Consider the following 24,472-nt stretch of genomic DNA (forward strand, 5'->3'; position numbering starts at 1 on the left):
AAAATATGGCGGCTACCCAACTGGAAAACGGAGTAAAAAAGGAAAAGACGGAAGTTTTCAAGGAAACCTTCGTCCATAACGGCGACGTTTCTTTATATGTAAAATACAATCATACTGCGAAGGAAAGACCGAATAGACCTACAGTCCTATTCGTTCATGGATATCCTGACGATCATAGAGTTTGGTCCTACCAGATGGAGTCCTTAAAAGAGGATTATAATGTAGCCGCGCTAGATCTTAGAGGTTCGGGAAAATCGGATAAACCTAAAAAACAAAAAGCATATAACGTTCGCAGAATATTCGAAGATCTTGAATCGGTAATTCGATTTATAGGAAATGATAAGCCTGTACATATTGTTGCGCATGATTGGGGCTCCTTGATCAGTTGGGCATTCGTTGCCGACGAACAAAAATCAGTATGGGCAAAATCATATACAGCGATGGGCGGGCCTCATCCTGTGCTTGGAAAACGGAGCGCTTTCCAAATGGCTTTTTCTGGAAATCCAATCTCTTTATACAAAGCTCTTTCTCAACTTAAAAGATCTTGGTACATTCTATATTTCCAAATTCCTTTCGTACCTGAATGGGTATGGAAAACTTTCAGTAAGTTTTTCTGGAAGTATACGATGAACACTGGTGGAGTTCCTAAGAATGATATTCTTAGAAATAAATCCAAAGAAGAAATTGTTGCGACTACAGTTTCAAATGTGAATTTGTATCGAGAACTTTTAAGAGGGGAGAAGTATCCGGAACCAAAACATATCAAGACTCCGGTCCAGGTTTTAATCCCTTTGAAAGATTTTGCGATCCGACCGGAGTTGTACAGACTTCATGAAAGGATCTGCGATTCCTATCGAGAATATACATATGATAGCAATCACTGGATCCAAAGAACTATGCCCGATACGGTCAGCGAAAAGATCAGAGAGTTTGTCTGGGAGATCGGCTAAGAAACTCAAACGTGATCACTTAGAACTAAAAAAAAGAAACCATATCCGTTCAAAAAGGGTCAGATACATATGATCTTGAACGGAATTCAAAAAATTCTAGTTTTATGGAAAGAGAAAGTTCTTCCAAATTCGGGCGCACTTTCTTTTTTGATCATACCTTTTTTCGCCTTGGTTTTAGTTGCGGATCAGGCAAAATCTCTTTCAGATAAAGAAGTTCATAAATATTTTTATGAAACTTGGAAATTAGAGATCGATCCCAGAGATAATTTGGAATTGTTCAAAGAAGCTCAACATTGGATCGGCATACCTCATCGAGATAATGGCAAAGACGAATCAGGAATAGATTGTTCTAGTCTTGCTGCAAAGCTAGTGCAAAAAGCATATTCCAAAACGATTGCAGGTTCTTCTGAAAGTATTTCAAAGCAGGTCAAAAAGATCTCCGAATCTGATCTGCAAGAGGGTGATTTAGTATTTTTTAATATATACGGCGAGAAGATTAGTCATATGGGAGTTTACCTGAAGGATAGAAAGTTCGTCCACGCTTCCGTAGTAAAAGGTGTGACCGTAAATTCTTTGGACGAAAAATATTATCAGACTAGATTCGTGTTTGCCGGAAGATTATGACGCTTCATAAGTATTGACAATCAAAGTCTAAGAGTCGAAATCAACTCTTGTATGAGAGTTTACAGCTTTAGTCTGATCTTCCTTTTGTTTACCTTCTATGATTGCCAAAAACCTCCTACCCCAAAATTAGAAGAAGTTAAACCTTTCTTAAAAATTGAAAAGGGCTTAGTCAACATAAAGGATATAGACCCGAATATAGTGGTCGATTTACGTTATTCTACTTCGGAGAATTTTACAGGCTCCATTATCTATCCTTTTCAAACTTGTTTACTCAGAAAAGAAACGGCAGAAAAACTAAAAGCTGCTAACGCCGATTTTCAGAGTTATGGATATAGAATTAAGATCTGGGATGGGTATCGTCCCCCTTACGCACAAATGGTCCTATGGGAGAAAGTCCCCGATCCAAGGTATGTAGGAAATCCTACAAAAGGAGGGTCCGTTCATAACCGAGGGGGAGCAGTCGATCTTACTCTTATAGATTCGGAAGGAAAAGAATTGGAAATGCCAAGCGCTTACGACGAATTTACATACAAAGCTTCTCCTTTTCGCAAAGATCTGGACCCGGCCGTTTCTAAAAATCTAGAAGTCCTTGTTGGAATTCTAACAAAACATGGATTCAAACAGATCAGTTCCGAATGGTGGCATTATAATGACGGGGATGCGAAAGTTTATCCCTTAGTAGAGGTGGATCCAAAACTTTGGGAGAAATGAAACATTTAGAAATGTTCTCCAATCGCCTGACTAGAATGTCCAAACATTGGAAAAAATGGGCGAGACGAAGGGGAATTACCTGTTTTCGGATCTACGATCGCGATATACCTCAGGTTCCGATCGTAATTGACTTGTATGAAAATTACTGTCTGGTCTCCGAATACTTAAATTCTTATCCGATGTCCGAGGAAGAGAGAGAATCGGAAAGAAATATTATCCGTAATTTTATAATCGAAATCCTTCAACTTGTTCCTGAAAATTTATTTTGGAAAACGAGAGAGCGCAAAAAAGGAAATCTACAATACGAAAAGTTGGATACCCAAGAGAAATCGATCCTGGCACATGAAGGTGGATTGAAGTTCAAAGTGAATCTAAGCGATTATCTGGATAGCGGACTTTTTTTGGATCATCGAACTACTCGAGATCTTTTTAGAAAAGAAGCTTCTGGGAAGAATGTTCTAAATTTATATTCTTATACCGGCGCATTCTCGGTATATGCCGCTGCCGGTGGCGCAGAAAAAATTACCAGCGTCGATCTTTCTCAAAAATATTTGGATTGGTCCAAAGAAAATTTCGAACTTAACGGATTGTCTCACAAAGAGCATGAGTTTATTAGAGAAGATATTACAGAATGGTTGAAGAGGGAAAGAAACAATCCGAATAGAACACAATACGATCTTATTATTGTTGATCCTCCTACATTCTCGAATAGTAAGAAGATGAGGGACATTTTTGATGTCCAGAGAGATTATTCTTTTTTACTGAATTCAATTTTTCGGGATTTTTCTGCGCCGGGTGCAATCCTCTTTTTCTCCACAAATTTTCGAAAATTCAAATTGGATTCGGATGAGCTTCTTTGGGAAGACATTCAGGATATTACCAAACAAACTCATCCGGAAGATTTTAGAAATGAGAAGATCCGATTTGTTTGGAAGATGAGGAAGTGAAAGATTACAAATAAAATTCAGGTTTGTTGGAGCTCCTACAAAATTGCCCTGAATTTTTTAGTCGTAAAATTTACGATTTTATGATAGAAGGCGAGAGGGTTCCCACGGGCCACTCCCCCCAATCCCAATGCAGGGTGGGGGTCGTTTTTTTTAAAATGCTGTAGGAATTCCTACAGCCTCAGGTGACTGCCGTCTTAGATAAGAATTTAGCGAAAGCCTTAGGAAAATAATGTCTTAAGAATAGACCGAATTTCTCTTTTCCGCCTGCGATGATCACTTGCAGATCTTCGTTTTCGATTGCATCTAAAATTTTGCGAGCGCATTCGTCCGCATCGATTCCGTTCTCGATCACACTATCCATTTTTTTCTGAGGACTTCCATCTCCTTTGAGTGCGTTATGCGAAATATTGGTTTTGACGAAACCTGGATATACTAAGGTAACTTTCAAATTTTCTTTTGCATTTTCCGCTCTAAGTGCTTCGTAAAAACCGGTTAATGCAAATTTGGTGGAAGAATATCCGGTTCTAAGTGGAACCCCGATAAGTCCAGCAACACTCGCGATGGTAGAAACCCAACCTTGTTTTCTCGCTCTCATATGCGGGAGCACTGCGAGAGTCAGGGCGATATTACCGAAATAATTTACCTTCATCAAAGTTTCATAAGTCTCGAGGGAAGTCTCGTGAGCCAAGGAACGTTGGCTGATCCCGCCATTATTGATGAGAACATCTATCTTTCCGAAAGTTTTGAGTACTTGAGCAGGAGCCTTTCCTAACTTTTTATAATCTTCCAGGTCCAAAGGAAGGATCATGCTGTTTGAATCTGTTAGTCCGTTTTCTTTGCGAACTCTTTTGAGTTCTTTTTCTCTCCTGGAAGAAAGAACTAATGTCGCTCCTCTTCTCGCGGCTTCTTTTACTAAGGACTCTCCGATCCCAGAAGAGGCTCCAGTAATCCATACAACTTTGTCTTTGAAAAATTCTCCCATATTTTTATCTCCGATATTAAATTTCTTAGGCGGCGTATAAGATCTAAAGGGAGTTTAAAAACCAAGGGAACAATCCCAAGATAAAAACACCTTCTCCAAGGATCCTATACTTTTGAGAATCTTGGAATTTATCCGCGTAACGCAGGATTCCTCCCGGAACTGCACAGATGAGAGCGATCACCAAAGAGGCCGAAACCGAGGTGCCCGGCGCCCATTTCCTTATTCCGCCGGCCAATACTAAGGCAGCCAGAAATCCGAGCAAGGACAATCGTAACACCCACTCCTTAGCAAGCTTCGGAGAGAGAACTCCTAATAGATAAACTTGGCCTTCCTTAGCGTCTAACTCTGCTTCCATGAGAGAGTTCATTACTAAATTTAGAACGGTGCCTAAAAAAAATAAGAAAAGAAGAAGGGGAACTGTCCAAGAACGAAACCCTACAACCAATAGAGGACCGAACCAGACACCTAAAGTATAGATCAATGCTACTGAGAATTCTTTTCCGAAACGTATCTTTCCCCAACGAGCGATCCCTAGATGAAGAATAGCCAAAGCTGATAATAATACTCCGCCTAATAACACGATCTCTCTTAATAATAGGAATGCGAGAACTGCGGAAATGATTGCCGCAATTGTGCAGAGTATTGTCAAAACTTTGGAATGATCGTAGTGGAATTTGTGACGCGGGTTGATTGAATCTTCTCCCACTTTCTTTCCATCTAATAAATGATCTAAGGTGTAGATGACCCAAACGCTTAAGGGAAGAAGAAACCACCATACTGTTTTCATCTTGGCGCCCGTTACTACTGTGGCCAGAGCCCCGGAACCTAAAACGCCAAGACATATATCCAAGCTTAGTACATGAACATAAAACCAAAGTTTGTTTTCTAAAACGTTTCGCATACGGTTTCTTTTACGACGGATTTCCGCAAATAGATTAGGTTGTTTCGGATTATTTTACTGTGTTCGCGGATATGTTATCGATTCCTTCTGATCTAAATTGAGAATGCAAGGATTTTATGAAAACGGATTTAATTTGTCCCGAGTCGTCTATATTTTTTAAAGGAAGATGTAGCACTAAATCGATATTCGATTGACCGAAAGAAACATAACGAAATGAAATTTTGGATTCGTTATAACCGCCTTTTCCATAGATCTGTGTTAGAGAAAAATTTGCGACCTGACCGAGAATGGATTCTAATTTTTCTAAATTTCCTTCTTTAGGGATGCTGATCTCTAGTTCGGTCCAAAGTCCCGTGTTTGTAAGACTATAATTTGTATAAGTAGTCTTGGACATCTTTGCATTTGGGATAATGATCGTGCTTCCATTTCTTTTTTTGAGAGAAGTAGTTCTCCAATTGATATCTTCTACCAGACCTTCTTCTCCGGTCTCTAAAGAAATATAATCTCCTACGGATACTTTTTTACCGAGTAAAACTCCAAGCCCTGCAAACAAATTAGAAAGAGTTTCCTGCAAACCTAACGCGAATGCAAGACCTCCGACTCCTAATGCTGTTAATGCAGGAGTAACGGAGATACCGAGAGTTTGTAATGCGACCAAACCTCCAGTGAGTAAGATCAGCATCCGAACTATATTATTCAGTATGGATGCAGAAGGGAGAAGTCCTTCTGCCTTTGAAGAATATAAAGTAAAAGCTCCGGAACCGACTCTGGCAAAGGAAAATGTGAAAACCAAGATCCCGAATACTTTCAGATAGAGAGAAATTTTTTCTTCGGAGGAATCTTCTAATTTCAGAAAGCGAAGAGCGGTATATAATCCAAAAATAAAAAAGGAAAATCTAACTAAGGAAAGTAGCGCGGTATAAAGAGGATGATTGGTGTCTAGCTGGTCTTTTGTTAGAGTTTTTGCGAGTCTAGGAACTATGAACCCACCGAAAAGATAACCCAAAAGAATTCCGGAAATAACCGAAATTACTGCAAGCAACCAATTAGAACCTAAAATCGAGTCCATCCAAATCATTCTCCCAGATTAAGAGGAAGTATTTTCTAGAAAAGAAAAAATGGAAGTGCCGAATTATGTGGCAAACCGAGGGCAAATCTAAAGAGAGATAAAATAGGATTTTGGAATGACAAACTGGATAGATTTCTGAGACTCCTATCCCCATGCAAGAGGGAGTAGGAAAAAATCAAATTTTAGAAGTTCCTCTGACGGACACTATGTCCGCGTACTCTTTACGATTTCCGGAAGAAGGCGGAAATCTTTCCGAATGGATGGACGAGATCCATACTAGAGGTATCCAAGAAGTAGTTTTTTGGGGAACGAAATCGGAAGCAAGTGGTTGGAAAAATAGCCAGCTATTTAGGGATCTGGTAAAAAAACTCCAGGAGGATAAGATCCGTCTATCTACGATGGACGGCGCAAAGTTCCGTTCTTCTCCCGACTCTGCGCGAAAATTGGATCGTTTCCTTCGATCTCATTTAGGTTCTGTTCTAGTTTGTTATTCTGAAAATGAAGCGATTGAATTCGTAAAATTAATGCAGGAGTTACTTTCCGGTAAAAAGGAAGAATCTACAAAAGTATATACACCATATTCTCCTAATATAGTATCTGAAAAATCTAAAAAAGAAAAACAAGAGCCTCCTAAAAATCACGGAGAGGATTTTAAAGCCTCCAGGATCACTATTCGAGTGAAACTTCTTGCGATCGTTTCGGCAATCGTGGTGGTGAGCATGGGACTTGTGATCGGGCTTGCTACCAATCTTTTTAGAAATTATACAGTATCACTCATCCAGGAATATAACTTAAGCTTAGCAAGATTGACCGGACTTCAAGTCGGTCTTAGGATCAAGGAACTTTCTACTAAATCATCCGAGTTTGCAGACAAATGGAATATTCGTCCTTCTAAAGGTTCTGATTCTAAAAAGATTGCTCCACCTGCTTATATCTCCGGGTTCTTTTCTACTCATCCTAAAATTCTTGCTTGGGGAAAATACGAACAAGGAGAATCCATACTCGTTTTTAATCCGAGATTTTTAAGAGATCTAAGGAAAGAAGAAGATGAGGTCCGTGCTCTATGGATCTCCATTCCAAAAGAAGATAAGGAGAAATTTTTCGCTTCCGAATTCGAGTCCACTCGATTGGAAAATATCAGTTCTAAATTCGGATTCCCTGCAGTACTTTTTATAGAGAAAGATTTATCCGGTAAAGGGCATGGTTTCTTCTTAATATCTCCTCAAGATCTTTGGGAAGCGGCCAGATCGGCTTTGCAAACTGAATTATTCGCGATCTGGGTAGTAGATTCCAGGGGAAGGTTAGTCGCTCATACGGAAGAATCCGAAACGGTTTCCGCAAAAGATTATTCTAAAAATCCTCTAGTCCAATTTTTATTAAGAAGCCCAGCAGATAACGGATCCCAAACTTCCGTCTTCGAAGGAAAAGAAACTTTAGGATCTTTCCAACAATTAGAAGATGGGAACCTCGCAGTAGTATCTTCCATCGAAGCTGATAAAGCATTCGAAGCGGTATATAAGATCAGAAGGCAGAATTTTTATATTCTAATCTCGATCTTGAGCCTTGCATTCTTGGTAGTGTTCCTTTTCTCCAGAACTTTGACTGTTCCACTCATCAATCTATTGAGTGCGACTAGACAGATCGAAAGAGGAAATTATAAGGTAGGGATCAAACCGGTAACCAGAGACGAAGTTGGAGTTCTAACAAATTCATTTCTTAAGATGGCCCACGGGTTAGAAGAAAGAGAAAAGATTAAAGACACTTTCGGAAAATTCGTAAACAAGGAAATCGCAGAAAGGGCCCTCGCGGGAGATATGCCATTAGGCGGGGTCACTAAGGACGTAACCGTATTCTTCTCCGATTTAAGAAACTTCACCGGGATGTCCGAAAAATTAAAACCAAGCGAGGTGGTGGATTTTCTAAACGCTTACTTCACTGAAATGGTAGAGTGTATTTATCTCACGGAAGGGATCGTGGATAAGTTCATCGGCGACGCGATTATGGCCCATTGGGGTGCATTGTATTCAGATGGAAATGATGCAAGGAATGCCATTAACTCCGCACTTCTGATGAGAAATGCATTATTCGAATTCAATCGTATCGGCAATGAGATTGGAAGACCTCAAGCAAGATTCGGATGTGGGATCAATACAGGGCCTGTGGTAGTAGGTCAGATAGGTTCTGAAAAAAAACTAGAGTTCACAGTAATTGGAGACGCAGTCAATCTTGCTTCTCGTATAGAATATCTAACCAAAGATTTTGGAACCGATATATTAGTTTCAGATACATCTTATGAAGAAGTAAAAGATCATTATAAGTTTGAAGAACTTCCTCCTGTTTGGATCCGAGGAAAAGAAAAGCCTCAAAAGCTTTATGCAGTTTTAGGTTGGTTAGATGATCCGGATTGTCCGAAAAATTTACAGGAACTCCGCAAGATCTGCGGAATACCAGAACCAGATTCTCCTTCTAAGGCAATTGCGGGCTAAGATATGGACTGGAGAATATACAAAAGAGAATGGCAGGTAGGGATAGGCTGCTTCATTGTACTTTTCTTATCTTTATACCTTCTGTATTTCGAATCCAAATCAAACGGAGGAGTCGGAAAGGAGATCATGGGAACTGTCTCCTTTCGTTACAAAACAGCCCAAAGAAAATTCCCGGATAGAATGTTATGGGAAGATCTGGAACAAGGAATGCCTGTATATGATAGGGACTCTATCCGAACAGACGAGGCTTCCGAAGCAGTGGTATTTTTAAAATCAGGAACTCGGATAGAATTAGATCCTCAGTCTATGGTCGTTCTCCAATTAAAGGAGAATCGAGAAAACCTGGATCTGAACGAAGGAAATATACTCGTAGAGAGTGGGAAAAAAGTTCTCTCTGTTATTGCCGGAACAGTAGGATTAGAAGCGGAACTAGGTTCCAAATTCCAAGTTACCAGAAATGAAAATGGTACTAGAGTTGATGTAGAGAGAGGACAGGTAGAATGGTCCGAAGATGGTACCGTTAAACAAACATTAGGTGATAAAGAAAGTTCCCTAAATGGAAATAAACTCAATCAAAATTGGAGCCTTGTTAGTCCGGAAGATTCTTTTCGATATTTCCCTGCAGAAATGGAACAGACAGTCGAATTCCGTTGGGAAGGCGGAGAAGATGGTATATTAGAAATTTCTCATAGACGGGACTTCTCCGTTTATATCTCCAAAAGGCCTTCTAAAGAACCTTATTATAAACAAAAATTTCCGGAAGGGATCTATTTTTGGAGGATCAACTCCAAGGATGGAAAAAAAATTTCCGAAGTCCGAAAATTCAGAGTTCTTCCGAACTTTCCTGTAGAATTACATTATCCTAAAAAAGATATTTCTCAAGAAGACAGGACCGTCGCATTCTCCTGGGCAAAACAGAAAATAGCAAGCGGTTATAAATTGCAGATTTCTGCAGATCCAAATTTCGGAGCACTTTCCGAGACCCAAGTATTCCGCACGAATTTTTCACTTACTTTGGATCCTGGGACTTATTACTGGAGAATACAGTCTTATACGAATCTTCCCGGAACGGAAACATTCTCGGAAGTACGTAAATTTTCTATTTCACTTCCTACTATCCAGGTTGCGGAAACAAAACAAGAGATTCTTGCGACTTCCGAAACAAAGGATAATGCGGATCTTTCCGTAGATTTCCCGAAAAACGGTGCCGTCGTGGATATGACCGGTAAAGAAAGTATCTCTTTTCGCTGGAAATTCTCCACCAAACAGAAGCAAAGCGAATGGAAATTTCGTCTTTTCTATAAGAGAGGTTCGGGTGACGAGCTAATCTACGAAAAAAAGACAAAAGGTGACAGGTTGGTATTCAAAGACTTGGAAAAATTGGATGTAGGAACATTCCATTGGACCATAGAATCTGATTCGGACCCGAACCTTAGATCAGAAGCGGATTTTAAAATATTACTTAGGGAAGAATTGGAAGCCCCGGAAACAAAATCCAGTGGCGCCCGCCCTTAAGGAGAAGGCATGTCTTTGTTCCGCGGAAAAAATTTCGCTCTGCTATTTCAGTTTATTCTAATATTCTTTTTCGTATCCTCAGGCGTATTCGCTGAGAAAAAAAGTTTCGTATATTATATAGAATGGAAAGAAGTAAAAGGAAGCCGCGGTTACGTGGTAGAAGTCCGAAAAGCGGAACCTCCTCAAGAATTATTTTTGGAGAAGAAGGTTTCCGAGAATGAAATAGAATTTTCCTTAGAAGCGGGAACCTATGAATATAGGATCGCTGCATTAAATAGATTCGGAAAACCTTCTGCATTCACTAACTGGACAAATTTTAAAGTAGAACAAGACCGCCCGAAAGCAGTCGCTATGGCTGAAAAAGAAGAGGCAAGTAAAGGAATCAAAACTTCTAAGTTTGTTTGGATCCCAGGAACGGGATATTATTCCAAAGGAGAACGTTGGAAGTCCTACGGGATCTGGGCTTGGTTCGGATTTCTCGCCTATCTCGGAAATTCGGAAAGAGAGTCAGGGAATATTCTCGCCTCAAAGCCGTTAAACGATCCGATGAATATCGGTATATTAAGTTTAAATCTACCTTCTGCTTTTACTCTTTATCTTTGGCAGGCGAGAGAGAATGATAAGAAAGAATATGAAATACACCAGAACAATCAGGTTCTCTTAGGAGGAGCGGCAATTGTAAGCGTTGCACTTTCTCTTTGGTTGGAGAATAAACTTCCGCAAGGAGATACTGTTCAATTCAAGGTGAGTCCTGATAGAGGCGGAAACCTAAATACTTTTGCAAATACTGGATTTTCTCAGAACAGATGGGAAGTCCAATATACAAGGAGCTTCTGATCTATGGCTCTTCGAATTTATACTTTGTTCATTCTACTTTCCGGGCTTTTTAGCTCCGCTTGCTCCAAACCGTTCCCTGGAGGAGATGAATTGATTCTCTTAGGACTTATAGGAAAAACACATTATTTGTTCGTTACTACTTCTACCAATACGGGAGATTTAGGCGGAGTTGCAGGAGCCGACCTGATCTGCCAAAGTGCGAAAACTGCAGAGGTTCCTGATCTACCCGGATCCCCTTTGGAATATGTAGCCTTGATTGCTTCTTCAACCAGGGTTCCCGGAGGCCTTGGCTGGCCCTTACTTGCAGGCACGAAATATTACGCAATGTCTCCAAGCGAAACTTTGATCTTTCATACGGACAGCTCCGGACTTCCTGTTCTGCCGATGAACAGCGCGACTGGAATTCCAGGAGCTGGGGATTATTGGACAGGAATTTCAAATTCTGGCTCTGGCTATGGTACTGGGACCACTTGTTCCAATTGGATGTCTGCAAACGCTGCGATCGATGCAAGTTACGGCAGCCCGGGAAGTCAGACCGAGACTGCATTTGATAGTGGATTCGGAAATGCTTGCGACACCCCTTTAAGTTTACTCTGCGTTAGAAATTAACTTTCTACAATACCTGCGCGGATCGCATAGACTACCAAGTCCGCCACTTTGTGTAAGTCCAACTTTTTCATAATATTGGCTCTATGCACTTTTACGGTAGCAGGAGAGATATGAAGAAGTTTCCCTATCTTCTCGTTGGAATTCCCCTCGGAGATCAATTTTAAGATCTGTCTTTCTCTGTCGGAAAGAACGGAAAATACGGAAGGACCTTCTTCCTGAAGTTCTCCCGTTTTTTTGCGACCTATTCCTGAGAGAACTCTGGTTGCAATCCTTGGGCTCAGATAAGTTTCTTTTCTGCGAACAGCATCTATTGCTCTCAGGAGATCTTCTCCTGCATCGTCTTTTAGAACGTAACCATTGATGCCTAGGTCCACCAGTTTTTGGATATATTCTTCGTTATCATGTCTGGATAGAATGATGACCTGTACTTTAGGATAATATCTTTTGACTCCCTTGACGAGGTCAATGCCGCTGACTCCAGGCATAGAGATATCTGTGATTAGAATATCGGGTTCTAATTTTCCGATTTCGTCTAGCGCTTGTTCGGCGTTCCCGTTTTCACCGATGATTTCCAGATCGTTTTGTCCGGAAATAATCAGTCTAAGACCTTCTCTTAAGATGGCATGGTCGTCTACAAGATAGAGTTTGCAAACGGAGGGTTGGGCGTTCATACTTTCTCCTTGGAACGTTTTTTTAACGGGATCCTAAGCACGTACTGAGTGCCTTTATTAGGTTCCGTTTCTAAAAAAAGAGTACCGTTCAGGTCCTCGGTTCTTCTCCGAATATTTTCCAATCCGTATCCGGTAGAGTTTATTCTAGCTTCTTTTTCTTTAAATCCTTTTCCATTATCTTTTGCGGAAACTACCAAAGTATCTTTTTCCGAAAAGATCTTCAACTCCACTTTATTTGCTTGGGAGTGTTTCAGAATATTTGCACAAATTTCCTGTAATATTCGGAAAACTTGGTTCTGTATTTCCTGAGGAATTTTTTCGGGAACCTTAAACTCGGATTTTACTTTAATTTTCTGTATCGGAAAAATTTGGTTCGCTAGAGACTTTAAAGCTGCTTCCAGCCCTAGTTCTTTTAAGGAAGAAGGTTGCAAATTTGTGTAAATTTCGCGGAGTTCTTGGCTTGCTTTATCAATGAGTCCTAGACCGGAGCCGAAAGATTCGGGATGTTCCTTCTCCGATTTTTGATAAGCTTGGAAATGTAATTTTGCGGCAAGAATAAGTTGCCCAACTCCATCATGAAGTTCTCTTGCGAGTCTGGACCTTTCTTCTTCTTGGGAAGCGAGTACTTGTGTGTGAAGAGTTGCGATCTTCTTCTCTAACTTCTTATTTTCAGTGATATCTTTTAAGATCATACCCAGGCTATTTTTGAATTTAAAGATAGAATATCCGTAAGACTTCTTTCCTTTTTTGAATTCCTGGTTTTGTAATTTTGTTTTGAGAGCCTTGTGGAGATTTTCTCTTAGGTTCGCTTCTTCTTTTGAATCCAATCTTAATAGATTGAATAGGTTTTTACCCACTGGGCTTGCAAGTCTGAGCCTGAATTCTTTACGAAAGGATGCGTTTGCAAATCGGACAATATTGTTTTCGTCCAAGGCTACGATGGGAGAGATTTCTTCTACCAAGGATAGAAAATTAGAGGCCTGCTCCTTACCGGAATACGAGCCCGATTGTTTGGTGTCTTTTCGTTTGAGGAGTCCTGAAGCCACTTAAAGTTCAGGATATAGTCCGGCTTATGGATCGAAAAGGAAAAAAACCCCTCCCCTCGGCCGAATGAGGGAAGGGGGAGGTTGCTTTTACTCTTTCAGGAGTCCCAAATTAGGGCGTAGCCGGAAACACTTCCGAAGTATTCGGAGTTCGGAACCAATCAGTATCGGTGGTTCCGAGAGATTCATACCAAGTTTTGAAAGTAGGATAAGAGTTACGTATGTCCGTAGCTTCGTATGGCCATTGGAAGTTTCCAGGCACAAGGAGCACCCAAGGGAAACCGGTAGCATCTCTGTAGATGTCCTTACCTTCAGCATCAAAATACTTTCCTGCAGCATGTATATCCTTACCGGTATTAACCACTCTGATGAATGTATCATAAGGGGCAGGTCCCAATACCAGTTTAGAAATTGGAGCGGAAAGTATGACTTCCAGTTTTGCGGTTTTACCTTTTACGAAGGTAGTGTCCGTTTTGGAAGCGTTCGATTTAGAAATTGTAGTAGAGCTATTTCCTAAAATTTCCAGATCGGAAATGGAAGCTGGGGTTCCGGTTAAATTTTCTTCCAATGTGGTTCCATCGGCTGCATAACGAAGAAGTGAATAACTTGTCACACTTGCTCCAGGCAATCCGAAGCGAAGAGTATGATTGTATCCTGCACCTTTCGCAACATGAGTGAAATAACCTCTCACTCGTACTACTTCGCCGGATTTGTTCAGATCTTCTTCGAAATAGGAACGGATCACATAGTCGTTGAAGTCCGCATCTCCTTGTTTAGGGAATAAGTCCTCATATGATGTAGTGTAATAATCTTCTGCAGGGACACGGATCGAACTCACTCTTGTAGGATCGTTCGGGAATACATCTTCAAAATCCTGAACACCATCTCCATCAGAGTCAATGATCTGAGTGGTCACTGCTGTAAATCCCACCGAAATTCTGCGATCTACCTTACTTACATTTACGATGGAAATATCAGCCTCGTAAAATTTACCGTAAGCTTCTACAGTGATATGAACAGTTTTTGTATCACCATCTATCGTAAAACTGCCGGTAACTTCTCCGCTAGGATTTGTATACGCTTTAAAAACCGATTTATTACTAGCGGCACCAGGTACGGCAGAAGGTACAGTAACCTGCACCATGGAACCGTTCACCGGTGCTACAGGATCTATCACTTGAACGTTTACAGTGATTGTACGGGTGGTATCGAATACGAAATCAACCGGAGTAGTCTCGTCATTGATATCGATCCCGAAATCAGTAGGACCGGAAGGAGCCTCCACTGCAGTGGATCCTGCTACAAGACTCATCAACCATGCGTAGTTTGGATCGCTGGAAGATGTGCAGGACATCAGTAGGAAACTGAAAGAAAAGGAAAAGCTGAGTAGAATTCTTTTTATCATAATCGCACCCGAGAATGCCTTGATTATGCCGATATCACTTGTTTAAGCAATACGCCGGAAGGGTTAGATTACTAGAACCTTCGGGTAATAGTATTTTTGACAGCTTGTTATAAAAGAAGAAAGTATCTGCCTATAATTCGGCGAATTATAGAGTGGCTTGGAAACTTTCTAAAGCTTTGGTCCGGAAAGAATGGAAATCTCCGGAAGAGAAAAATTTACAATGTTTTAGTACTTCTTCGGGGATCTCGGAGAACTTAGCTTCTTCGTTATTGATCTTGATCATCATATCTCCCAGATAAATAGGGAAGATGATCTCTTTATACTGTTCTTCCGCCAATTGGGGTCTATGGTGGTATTCCATTGTTTTAGAATATAACTCTGGGAAATTCCATTTTTCAGCGATCAATGCACCGATCTTAGTATGAGTAATACCGAATGCAGCTTCTTCCATAGAAAGAGAAGAAGCGATTTCCTTGGATGCGGAATAATTTTGGATCTTGCCCATACGCTCTTGTTCCAAAGAAAGAAGAATAATCTCTCCAATATCATGAAGAAGTGCTGCGGACATCAGATTGCTCATCGCATCCTTAGGAAGATTTAATCTTTGAGCGATCAATTTACAGTAATACGCACATTGGTTGGATTTTTCCCAGATTGTTAAGAATGCAGGGAACTTGTTCTCCAGGATCTGTTTTGTTCCGAGAGAGTATAATAAAACCTGCAATTCTTTCAAACCGATGAGTTGGATTGCTCTATCCAAGGACTCTACTTTGTTTCCTCTGCGGAAAGCAGCCGAGTTAGATAATTTTAGAATGTTTGCAGAAAGAGCCACGTCCTTCTTCACCATCTCAGCGATCTGACCTATACTCGAATTCGGTTTATCGATCGCCAATTGGATATCTTGGATCGCTTTCGGGAAGGTAGGAAGTTGGTCTACTTCCTTGATAATTTCTTCCGCTTTTTGGATTTGTACATTCTCTTTTTGGATACGAATAGGAATATCAATGATAACAGAAGTATTATTACCTTGGCTTTCTACTTTATAGGAACTTGCACCCAATCCGTCGTTTTTCAACATCATGAGAGTCATGATCAGTCCAAGGCCGGCGCCTTCGGTCTCGTCTCCTTTTTCTAAAAAAGCTTCGGCAAGATCGTTATACGTTTTTGCTTTTTCGATCCTTTCGTTGATACGATCTACTTCTTCGGGGCTGAGTTTTACATTATTCATCACACGGATACGGATCGCGTCCTTATTGTGAATGAATGAAACAAGGACAACATAGTTATTCTTAAAGAGAAGATCTTCATACTTCTCCTTATTATCTAGATAAGTTTGTTTAAAACCTGTGATTTTGCTACGATATACACTAGGATTTTGGATATCTGCTTGGAGTTCTCTAAAATAGATCCTTTTGATATTTGCTTTGATTGTGTTAGTGATGGTTTCTTTCATCGCCGCGAGAACGGAATCCCTTACGAATATGATATCTAAATGTAAAAGATAACGATCCAAGGTCTTGGAAAGAATGCTGTCCACGCTCTCAGTAAGATTGAAAAATTTAAAATGAAACGGCGTATTCTCCGAAATAGGATGATTCAGGTCCTTCAGATTGCTGAATATACCTTGGTCTTTGTGGTGGAAAAGTTCTAGGGTTTTCCCTTGGCTCATATCAAGTAACTCTGAAAAACGTTAGTGGTCTCTGTCAAGAATTAGCGTAACTTATAAATTAAAAATAAGTTTCTGCTAAGCGAATTATACGGATTAAACTTAGAAAAAAAAACCAGGAGAAAGATTTATATTACGATTCTTGTCAGAAATAAATTTCCAAAAACGTCGATGTAAATTAATCCTTTTGGGCTAGTCTATCACTTGTTCAGGTAGGAAAATTCTTATCATAACAGGTAGAATAAAAAGCGACTCGGGTCCAGGGAGGTGGCTTTTTTGTAAAAAGTTAATGAATGATCATTCAATAAAAAGGTTGCGTCAAAATCCTTAATTTGATGAAATTATACCTTGGTTCTCTACCAGTCCGGATTTCCGGAAGAATGTTAGAACTTAGGAGACCCCTCATGTCCAGCACAGCTACACAACCGGCGAGCTCAGTCTCTTCCGCTTCCAGCGGAACGGCTTCTTTTCCAGCTCCGAACCCTAAGGAGATGCAAAGAGTATTCGATGCCCAAAAACGTCATTTTCATAAGGTTCTGAAAGTTTCCAAGGGAAAGGATCGAGTCGTATTATTGAAAAAATTACTGGCAGCAGTAGAAAGACTTACTCCAGAAATCAAACAAGCCTTACAAAACGATTTTAGAAAAGCTCCTCACGAAACGGATCTAACGGAGATCATGCCATCTATTGCGGAATTAAAAGACGCAATCCGACATGTAAAAACTTGGATGAAACCGGAAAGAGTAAAAACTCCAATTTCACTCTTTGGAGCAAGGAGTTCCATTTCTTACGAACCAAAGGGAGTAACTTTGATTATTTCTCCTTGGAACTATCCATTCTATCTCGCGATTGCACCTTTGACTGCAGCGCTTGCAGCAGGAAATACTGCGATTATCAAACCTTCCGAATTCACACCTGAAACTTCTAAACTACTTACTAAACTAGTAAAAGAGACCTTCCAAGAAGGAGAAGTTGCAGTATTCGAAGGAGATCATACTGTTTCTACCGCTTTAATGGAGTTACCATTCGATCATATCTTCTTCACCGGAAGTACTCATGTAGGAAAGATTGTAATGGCAGCCGCTGCTAAAAATCTTTCTACAGTGACCTTAGAGTTAGGAGGAAAATCTCCTGCTATCATCGTGCCAGGAGCAAACCTGAAAAAGGCAGCTCAGAAATTGGTATGGGGAAAGATCATGAACGCGGGGCAAACCTGTGTGGCGCCTGATTATCTACTTCTACCAGAAGGAGAAACTGAAGAATTTGTAAAACAAGCGAAGGCTGCAGTAAAATCTTTCTATGGAGAAAGTTCTGCCGATATTAAGAGTAATAAAGACTTCTGTCGTTTAGTGAACCAAAGAAACTTCCAAAGAGTTTCCGGGTATATCCACGAAGCAGTTGAAAAAGGTGGAAAAGTAGTAATGGGAGGAGAAACAGATTCTTCTCAAAACTATATAGAGCCTACATTGATTGCCGATGTTCCAGCAAATGCAAGGATCATGGAAGACGAGATCTTCGGGCCGGTGCTTCCAATCTTAACTTACAAAAACTTGGACGAAGCAGTGGAGAAGGTCCTCTCTAAACCGAAACCTCTCGCACTCTATGTATTCGGAAGCAATAACAAACATATCAATAAGGTCCTGAAGGAAACATCTTCCGGAGGAGCCGCGGTGAATGACGTTATCGTACATTTGGCGAACCCGAATCTACCATTCGGAGGGATCAATCATTCCGGACACGGAAGTTATCATGGCTGGTATGGATTCAGAACATTCTCTCATGAGAAATCAGTATTCAAACAAGCTCCATTTTCTTCGATTGAAATGTTATATCCGCCATACACTGGATTCGTGGACAAAATGCTTCAATTCACTAAGAAGTTCTTCGTTTAAAAGTTTCTTCTACTTTCTTCGATTTGAAAGCCCTCTTCGGAGGGCTTTTTTGTTAGAACTCCAACATTTTCGAAAGGACGGCCCCGCCCCTCCGGAACGACGATAGGAGTGAGGAGTCGGCCGCTTTCGGATACGGAACTAAGTTTTATCGAAAGCATTTTTTGAAAAACGGCCCCCACCCTGGTTTGGGTGGTGGAGGTGGGCTTGTGGGAGAAGCTGTTTTTCCTATATCATAAAATCTTAAAATTTACAACTACAAATTGCGTAGGACTTTGTTAGAACTCCAACATAGCTAAGCGAGAAGAAATTCCTTGACTTAGCGAATATAACCGCGGCAGCGATGCGTAGATCTTTAGTCCGGGCGAGCCCGGATGAGCGATAGCGAAATCGAAGCAGCGCGACCCGAGCTTAGCGAGTGGGCCGCCCAATAGTTCCCGATGTTGGAATCCCAACAACAGACGAATTTTCCAAAAGTCCTAATCCTTCCAGGAATTTGTCCGTATACTTCCAAGGTCTTTTCTTACCGAAATCAAACATGATACAATGAGAGATGGACTCGCAGGAAATTTTACCGTCTGATTTTCGGATTAATTTTTGAAACACCTTACATCTCGATCCCGAGATCTCACCAAATTGAGTTTCTATTAGAGCGGTATCCGGATAACGAATTTCTGCTTTATAATCCGTTTCTCCTCTTAGGATCATCGGGCCAATATTCTCGGATTTCATTTGAGAGAAGGAAAGGCCTGCTTCTTCCAGAGCAACCATTCTTCCTTCATGAAGAAATACTTGGAAGTTTCCAACATTCAAATGGCCGTTTGGATCACATTGGCTCCAAAGGACTGGGATTTCATAAAAGAATGATTTAGAGATTTGCATATCTTGCTCCTATTCTTCGAGACTGGAAAGTGTAAAAATTTGGAAAAGGGGAAATTATTGTTTTATATCAAATTATTCATTGGTTGGAAAAACAAAGTATAGGATTAAAAACTTCTCCAACCAAGATAGAAATACGAAGTTCCCAGTAGAATACAGACAGGTGAATAAAGTAAATAATCGTATTTTGCAAATTTAGTATTTTTGATTTTTTTAAAATAGCCTACTAATCGGAAATCTCCAATAGCTCTTCCTAAAAAGATAAAAGAGATTAATAAGGAGAAGATTGAACTTGTTTTGTTTGGATAAAAGATATTGCCGGAGGACCAAAGTGCCACTGTTCCGAATCCAAAAAGTGCAAGTGCGACTAGTAATGTTAATCCCCTGCTTGGAACAAATGTGGGTTTGCCATTAGTTTCCGGAATGACAGTGACTGATTCTAATTTTCCACCGAACGCCCAGAAAACATGCAATGCTGATAAGAAGAATAGAATGGAGCCTGTGATTAAGCCTAAGAGCTTTTCCATTCCTATAGTTTTGAACAAAGTTTTGGCTTTGTCCAGCAATCTTATGATTCAGATTTAAGTGAGGAGGCTTTTAGTCTCCGAAAAAGTATAAATAGCCTATTTTAAATCCGCGGTCCATATTGGAATCGGTCCTTGTTTGCAACATCAAGGAGAAGGTTAGATAGCCGTTTGGATTTGTAGGGTATTGGATCCCGGGTGCAATTACAAAATAATCGGAGTAGGGTGTAATCGTATTCGCAATAGAAGTTCTATGGCTGAATTCCAAAAGCAGATTTGTTCTAGAGGGTAGACTATAGGAAAGAGTGAGTCCGGAATATAAGAATCTTTTAAAATTCTCTTCTGCGGTTTCTTTCCCGGAAGAATTGGTCTCTGATTCAAAGTTTGCAGTTCCTTGGATGGAAAACGCACCGAATCTTTTTAAAACCCCAAAATATGCACGGATCAAAAATAGATCCGGGTTGATATCCGCTTCTCTTGGTTGTGAAACGGAAGGTCCGAAAAATTGAACCCCAGCTCCGAATGCTGCAAAATCTGTTTTTACGTAATATTTTGCACCGACTGCCCACCTATCCCAACCGCTCCAAATTTTTCTGGTTGTGGAATAATGATCTATGTATCCGTAACTTGCTGTGACCGAGAATGAATCCGTAAGTTTCATTTCTCCATATGCGGAAAGTTTTTTATCCCTTTCGTATCCATCTGATTGTCTTGGAGTCCTATCGGTGACAGTCCCAGAAACATACACTTTGTTATATACTGCTAATTCTTGGTTAAGATTTGGATGTACAGGTCTTTCTTCACTTCCTGGTGCGGATAAAAGAGGGATTATGAAAACCGAATATACGAAAAACCAGGCTATAATACTATTTTTTCTCATTGTTATAGCCTTATTCGTTTAGATACAAGATCGGAAAAAATGGTTTTAATTGTTCTCGAACTGCTTTGGAGAGGACCTCGTATCCTAATTCATTCGGATGAGCTCCGTCCGGAATCATATCGTCCGTGATGAGTAATTCGGTATCAATTCTTGGAATAAAGTTAATTCGTTCTTTCATTTTAGCCGTTATCATTGCTGCAGCTAAAGTCGGCCATGGGAACTTAACGTTCCAAATGTTTAAAGCAATGACATGGGTGCATCTTGTTTGTAAAATTTGAATACCTTGTATTTGTCTGTCGATCGTAGCATCCACTTCTGTCGGGTCCGGAGCGTAGTTATTTAGAAAGTCATTTACTCCTCCTTCATATAAACACGCATCATATCTTCGATGGTCGCTTGTAATTGAGCTTAGAATTAAGTGGGTATTTCTTACCGGGAATGCGAACTTAATTCCGTTAAATTCGGAAAGCTGCTTTTCGATTGGCCAACCGGCTATTACGCTATCTCCATACATTGCAAGAGAAGGTTTTAGTAAATAAGAGAGAAGGTTGTCTGATTCGGTCTGTGGAGGCTTATCGCAACTTGATATATGGAAGATAAGGAATAAAGAAATTAACGAAGCACGAAAAATTCGCTTTCTTGTTCTAAGAGAATTTTTTGTTGCCCATCCGGCCATTTAAAACAACCTTTCCAGGAATGATCTTTAATTCAATTGTTTTTGTTGTATTCTTTATATCTCTTCATTTTCTTTACTGGAAGGCACCCAAACGATTTGGGAACATTATTCTTTTAATAGGCTCCGTAATCTTTTACGGCTATTGGAGCATTCCTTTTCTGTTCCATTTCCTTGGAACAATATTGATCAATTATTTTCTTTATATATGGGCCTCTAAATATCCGGGCCGAGTCAGTCTGAGCATAACTGTAATATTAAACTTATTAAATCTAGCTTTTTTCAAATACACATATTTTCTCTTGAGTTCTTTCGTTGATCTGGGTATAGCGGGGGACTTTGGAAAACAATTACTTATAGATTCAAAAAGTATAGTACTTCCATTAGCGATCAGTTTTTATACGTTTCAAATACTAGCTTTGCAAATAGATTCGCATAGAGAAAAATTCTCAGAGAAAATCAGTTTAGAAAAGTTCAGTCTCTTCATTTTATTTTTCCCTCAGCTGATAGCGGGTCCGATCATGAGACACGGAGATTTTTTCGACCAGCTGGATCGTAATCGTCGGTATTCGAATCTTTCTTTTAATTCTGGCTATATTCTTATAATTCTTGGAGTCATTAAAAAAGTTTTAATAGCCGATTCGATTTCAGTAATTATCGATCCGGTTTTTACTCATCCAGGAGATTACGATTCGATTAGCTTACTTGCATCAATTTATGGATTTGCTATTCAAATATATTGCGATTTTGCGGGTTATACGGATATGGCGAGAGGGATGGCCTTACTTTTGGGTTTCGATATCCCTCCTAATTTTAAGGCTCCGTATTTTTCACTTTCCTTTAAAGAATTTTGGACTAGATGGCATATAACTCTTTCTACATGGTTAAGAGATTATTTATATATCTCTCTTGGTGGAAATCGACAAGGTAAAATTCGAACTTTTGTGAATCTATTTCTTACCATGCTTTTAGGAGGTCTTTGGCATGGTGCAAATTATACATTTATAATTTGGGGTTTCTTACATGGCTCATATTTGGTCATCGAAAGATTGTTAGGCCTTGAGAAACTTTCTCAAGATAGACCAAACTTTCTCAAGTTTCTTTCTGCGTTTATAGTTTTCCATGCAGTGTGTTTTGCTTGGATCTTTTTTCGAGCAGATTCGGCCTCGCTTTCGTTTTCAATAATTTCCGGTATGTTTACTAATTCTGGTCAAATGAGATTATTAGATATTGGTCCATTGCTTCTATTAGTTATTTCCGGGATCGTAACTCAGTTATATGAATTTTTACCTAAAAAATCCAAGTCGATTCATTTTCGATATAGAGAGATTATTGTTCCCGTATTCGCATTGATCGTTGCATTCTTGACTGCTTCGGTCTCTTCTCAAGCTTCTCCATTTATTTACTTTCAATTTTAAGGGATCGCATGAAAAAATACGCCATTCAAATCTTTTTTATTTTGTATTTTCTATTGGATAAGTTGGTCCTTATTCCGGGAGTGAAATATTTTTTGACGGATTCATTAAAATCCAATCCTTATCAAGAGACGCTGGATAATAGCGATCCAAAGGAAGCAGGCATGATACCTGTGGAAGGAAAAAAAATCGTTTGGGCATTCGGCTCTTCTCGATCATTATCTTTTTATCATATGCCAAATTCTCTTCACACTAAAGTGGATCGATTTACCGATTCAAGGGAGAAGTCTCTCGTTGATTCTTACGAGTTTTTTGCTTTCGCAAGTCCGGGATCAAATCCAGTGGTTTTTTTCACTAGGGTAACAGAATTGTTAGAAAGAAATATGAGGCCTGATGTTCTTTTTATAGAAACGTCCGCCTTTGGATTTAACAAAAATAATAGATATACTAAGTATGCAAAGTTAGAAGCTATTCCCTTTTCCTTTGTCTATAACCATCTTGATTCGATTCCCTATGAATATATTTACGATATAACTACCACAAGATTATTCGCAACCTTGAGATATAGAATTTCGAGGAAAGCTATCGAAGAAAATTTATCGGGGAAAGCCAAAGCCCAAGAAGCTATGCTTAGGCTCGTAACAAAAAATTTTGATAATGAGTTGAGCGATACATTTAGCAAGAAATCGAAAGAAGCACCTAGAGTATACACGGAGAAGGAATTTAAGGACTTTTCTCCTTTAGATCCAGAGTCGGACGAATTGAAGTTAAAAATTGCAATAAGCAAAAAAGCATTAGAGAAAGAGTTTTATAATGCCTTCGAACAGGATGAGGCAATCTGGAAATTCATGGAAGAAACTCTCAAAAAAGCGAAAGAAAGAAAAATTCCCGTCGTTCTTTGGATCCCTAAAGTTCATCCTGAATTGGAAAAAATTCATAAAAAATATAAGTTGGAAATTATTTGGAAGGAAAGATTGAAAAATTTGGCGAATCGTTACGATACGATACTTGTCGATTTCGAATCCGATGAAAAATTAAAATGTGAAAGATTTTCGGATATCAGTCATCTTTCTCCTATATGTTATACTGAACTTTCTTCAGTGCTTCTGCAAAAATCTTCTAAAAACTGAATCGTTTTTAGATCTTTATCATAAGATAACAAAGCACTATTAACTTGGCCCACTGTTCTTTAAAAAATAGAACAATGGGCATTTGATAAATATCTAAACTAATTTTTTTGCGGCTCCGATCGCAGCTTCGTAGTTCGGCTCACTTGCGATTTCAGGAACTAATTCCACATATTGGACCGTATCATTCTTATCTACAACGAAAACGGCTCTTGCAGAAAGTCCTTGTAAACCTCCGTCCGCGATATGAGTCCCGTAAGCTTTAGAAAAAGAAAAATCCCTGAATTGGGAAAGTGTTACCAGATTCGGAGAATCTAATCCTTCCATAGTGCAAAAACGATTCATTGCAAAAGGAAGATCTCCAGAGACAACTAGAGTTACAATCCCGTCTAGCTTTGCCGCTCTTTCATGGAATTTTTTGGTTTCCATTGCGCATACGGAAGTATCTAAACTTGGGACTGAAACTAAAATTTTCACTTTTCCGTTATAATCTTTGAGAGACTTGGTGCTTAAGTCTTTTGCTGTTCCGTTAAATTCAGGAGCCTTTGCTCCTACTTCTAATAATTTTCCTTCGAGTTGAACTGGGTTACCTTTAAGAGTGACGCTTGCCATTTTTGTTTCCTTGGGAAGGGATGATACGTCGGAAGCTGATTTGAGCAACGAAAATCC

At 39.7% G+C, this 24,472-nt stretch carries 22 protein-coding genes and 1 pseudogene; 11 read left to right on the plus strand and 12 right to left on the minus strand.

The genetic code is table 11. The annotated features are described in order from the left end of the window. Positions 1–5 precede the first annotated feature (5 nt). The 4 genes from CH365_RS16660 to CH365_RS16675 all read left to right on the plus strand — a co-directional run bounded on the left by CH365_RS16660 (position 6) and on the right by CH365_RS16675 (position 3,232). Positions 6–950: an alpha/beta fold hydrolase gene (locus tag CH365_RS16660; protein WP_100769667.1), complete on the plus strand. Its 945-nt coding sequence runs from the start codon at positions 6–8 to the stop codon at positions 948–950. 69 nt (positions 951–1,019) lie between these two features. Beyond that, positions 1,020–1,574 carry a C40 family peptidase gene (locus CH365_RS16665; protein WP_100769668.1) on the plus strand — a complete coding sequence of 185 codons (555 nt, stop codon included), beginning with the start codon at positions 1,020–1,022 and terminating at the stop codon, positions 1,572–1,574. Positions 1,575–1,625: 51 nt separating this feature from the next. Then, positions 1,626–2,285 carry a M15 family metallopeptidase gene (locus CH365_RS16670; protein WP_100769669.1) on the plus strand — a complete coding sequence of 220 codons (660 nt, stop codon included), beginning with the start codon at positions 1,626–1,628 and terminating at the stop codon, positions 2,283–2,285. Next, positions 2,282–3,232, plus strand: coding sequence for a class I SAM-dependent methyltransferase (locus tag CH365_RS16675; RefSeq protein ID WP_100769670.1), 951 nt, complete (start codon positions 2,282–2,284; stop codon positions 3,230–3,232). Before CH365_RS16670 ends, CH365_RS16675 begins: the two co-directional genes overlap by 4 nt. Positions 3,233–3,410: 178 nt before the next feature. Here CH365_RS16675 and CH365_RS16680 read toward each other — a convergent pair whose 3' ends face one another. The 3 genes from CH365_RS16680 to CH365_RS16690 are packed head-to-tail and all read right to left on the minus strand — an operon-like array spanning position 3,411 to position 6,184. Further along, complete coding sequence (locus CH365_RS16680; protein ID WP_100769671.1) at positions 3,411–4,214, minus strand: SDR family oxidoreductase; 804 nt, start codon at positions 4,212–4,214, stop codon at positions 3,411–3,413. A 43-nt stretch (positions 4,215–4,257) separates the two neighbouring features. Further along, the gene (locus CH365_RS16685) at positions 4,258–5,115 is read right to left on the minus strand and encodes an LA_0991 family prenyltransferase-like protein (RefSeq protein ID WP_100769672.1); all 858 of its coding nucleotides are present in this window, start codon (positions 5,113–5,115) and stop codon (positions 4,258–4,260) included. 49 nt (positions 5,116–5,164) lie between these two features. Next, positions 5,165–6,184 (minus strand): mechanosensitive ion channel family protein, encoded by a 1,020-nt coding sequence (locus CH365_RS16690; protein WP_100769717.1) that lies wholly within the window; start codon positions 6,182–6,184, stop codon positions 5,165–5,167. A 659-nt stretch (positions 6,185–6,843) separates the two neighbouring features. Here CH365_RS16690 and CH365_RS16695 point away from each other — a divergent pair. The 4 genes and pseudogenes from CH365_RS16695 to CH365_RS16710 all read left to right on the plus strand — a co-directional run. Beyond that, positions 6,844–8,670, plus strand: a pseudogene (locus CH365_RS16695) (adenylate/guanylate cyclase domain-containing protein); the annotation flags it as partial. A gap of 3 nt (positions 8,671–8,673) precedes the next feature. After that, complete coding sequence (locus CH365_RS16700) at positions 8,674–10,185, plus strand: FecR family protein (RefSeq protein ID WP_100769674.1); 1,512 nt, start codon at positions 8,674–8,676, stop codon at positions 10,183–10,185. Positions 10,186–10,194: 9 nt separating this feature from the next. After that, positions 10,195–11,022 (plus strand): hypothetical protein, encoded by an 828-nt coding sequence (locus CH365_RS16705; protein WP_100769675.1) that lies wholly within the window; start codon positions 10,195–10,197, stop codon positions 11,020–11,022. Between the two features lie 3 nt (positions 11,023–11,025). Next, positions 11,026–11,631, plus strand: coding sequence for a DUF1554 domain-containing protein (locus tag CH365_RS16710; protein ID WP_100769676.1), 606 nt, complete (start codon positions 11,026–11,028; stop codon positions 11,629–11,631). Here the strand turns inward: CH365_RS16710 and CH365_RS16715 are convergent. The 4 genes from CH365_RS16715 to CH365_RS16730 form a co-directional block, all read right to left on the minus strand. Continuing rightward, on the minus strand, positions 11,628–12,302 hold the full coding sequence (locus tag CH365_RS16715; protein ID WP_008594648.1) for a response regulator: 675 nt from the start codon (positions 12,300–12,302) through the stop codon (positions 11,628–11,630). The two genes, CH365_RS16710 and CH365_RS16715, sit on opposite strands and share 4 nt — an antisense overlap. Continuing rightward, entirely contained in the window at positions 12,299–13,348 is a 1,050-nt protein-coding gene (locus CH365_RS16720) for a sensor histidine kinase (RefSeq protein WP_100769677.1), read from the minus strand. The genes CH365_RS16715 and CH365_RS16720 overlap by 4 nt, the downstream gene beginning before the upstream one ends. 109 nt (positions 13,349–13,457) lie before the next feature. Continuing rightward, a complete protein-coding gene (locus tag CH365_RS16725) occupies positions 13,458–14,750 on the minus strand; it encodes an LruC domain-containing protein (RefSeq protein WP_100769678.1) in 1,293 nt (430 codons plus the stop codon). A 145-nt stretch (positions 14,751–14,895) separates the two neighbouring features. Further along, positions 14,896–16,419 carry an HDOD domain-containing protein gene (locus CH365_RS16730; protein WP_100769679.1) on the minus strand — a complete coding sequence of 508 codons (1,524 nt, stop codon included), beginning with the start codon at positions 16,417–16,419 and terminating at the stop codon, positions 14,896–14,898. A 401-nt stretch (positions 16,420–16,820) separates the two neighbouring features. Between CH365_RS16730 and CH365_RS16735 the strand changes: the two genes are divergently transcribed. Next, positions 16,821–18,308: an aldehyde dehydrogenase family protein gene (locus tag CH365_RS16735; RefSeq protein WP_100769680.1), complete on the plus strand. Its 1,488-nt coding sequence runs from the start codon at positions 16,821–16,823 to the stop codon at positions 18,306–18,308. 408 nt (positions 18,309–18,716) lie between these two features. On the opposite strand, the gene CH365_RS16745 is transcribed toward CH365_RS16735, so the two are convergent. The 4 genes from CH365_RS16745 to CH365_RS16760 all read right to left on the minus strand — a co-directional run bounded on the left by CH365_RS16745 (position 18,717) and on the right by CH365_RS16760 (position 21,264). Next, positions 18,717–19,187 carry an acyl-CoA thioesterase gene (locus tag CH365_RS16745; RefSeq protein WP_100769682.1) on the minus strand — a complete coding sequence of 157 codons (471 nt, stop codon included), beginning with the start codon at positions 19,185–19,187 and terminating at the stop codon, positions 18,717–18,719. 104 nt (positions 19,188–19,291) lie between these two features. Further along, positions 19,292–19,711: a DUF3995 domain-containing protein gene (locus CH365_RS16750; protein WP_208861230.1), complete on the minus strand. Its 420-nt coding sequence runs from the start codon at positions 19,709–19,711 to the stop codon at positions 19,292–19,294. 70 nt (positions 19,712–19,781) lie between these two features. Next, a complete protein-coding gene (locus tag CH365_RS16755; protein ID WP_100769684.1) occupies positions 19,782–20,588 on the minus strand; it encodes a hypothetical protein in 807 nt (268 codons plus the stop codon). 10 nt (positions 20,589–20,598) lie between these two features. Further along, a complete protein-coding gene (locus CH365_RS16760) occupies positions 20,599–21,264 on the minus strand; it encodes an SGNH/GDSL hydrolase family protein (RefSeq protein WP_100769718.1) in 666 nt (221 codons plus the stop codon). Positions 21,265–21,284: 20 nt separating this feature from the next. On the opposite strand from CH365_RS16760, the gene CH365_RS16765 reads away from it, so the two are divergent. Together CH365_RS16765 and CH365_RS16770 are read left to right on the plus strand one after the other, a co-directional pair. Next, positions 21,285–22,679, plus strand: a complete 1,395-nt coding sequence (locus CH365_RS16765) for an MBOAT family O-acyltransferase (RefSeq protein ID WP_165782622.1) — start codon at positions 21,285–21,287, stop codon at positions 22,677–22,679. Positions 22,680–22,687: 8 nt separating this feature from the next. Continuing rightward, positions 22,688–23,806, plus strand: coding sequence for a DUF1574 family protein (locus tag CH365_RS16770; RefSeq protein WP_100769686.1), 1,119 nt, complete (start codon positions 22,688–22,690; stop codon positions 23,804–23,806). Positions 23,807–23,899: 93 nt separating this feature from the next. On the opposite strand, the gene tpx is transcribed toward CH365_RS16770, so the two are convergent. Next, complete coding sequence (gene tpx, locus CH365_RS16775; protein ID WP_100769687.1) at positions 23,900–24,415, minus strand: thiol peroxidase; 516 nt, start codon at positions 24,413–24,415, stop codon at positions 23,900–23,902. Positions 24,416–24,472: the final 57 nt, after the last annotated feature.

This window comes from Leptospira neocaledonica (genome assembly GCF_002812205.1).
GTDB classification, from domain to species: domain Bacteria; phylum Spirochaetota; class Leptospiria; order Leptospirales; family Leptospiraceae; genus Leptospira_B; species Leptospira_B neocaledonica.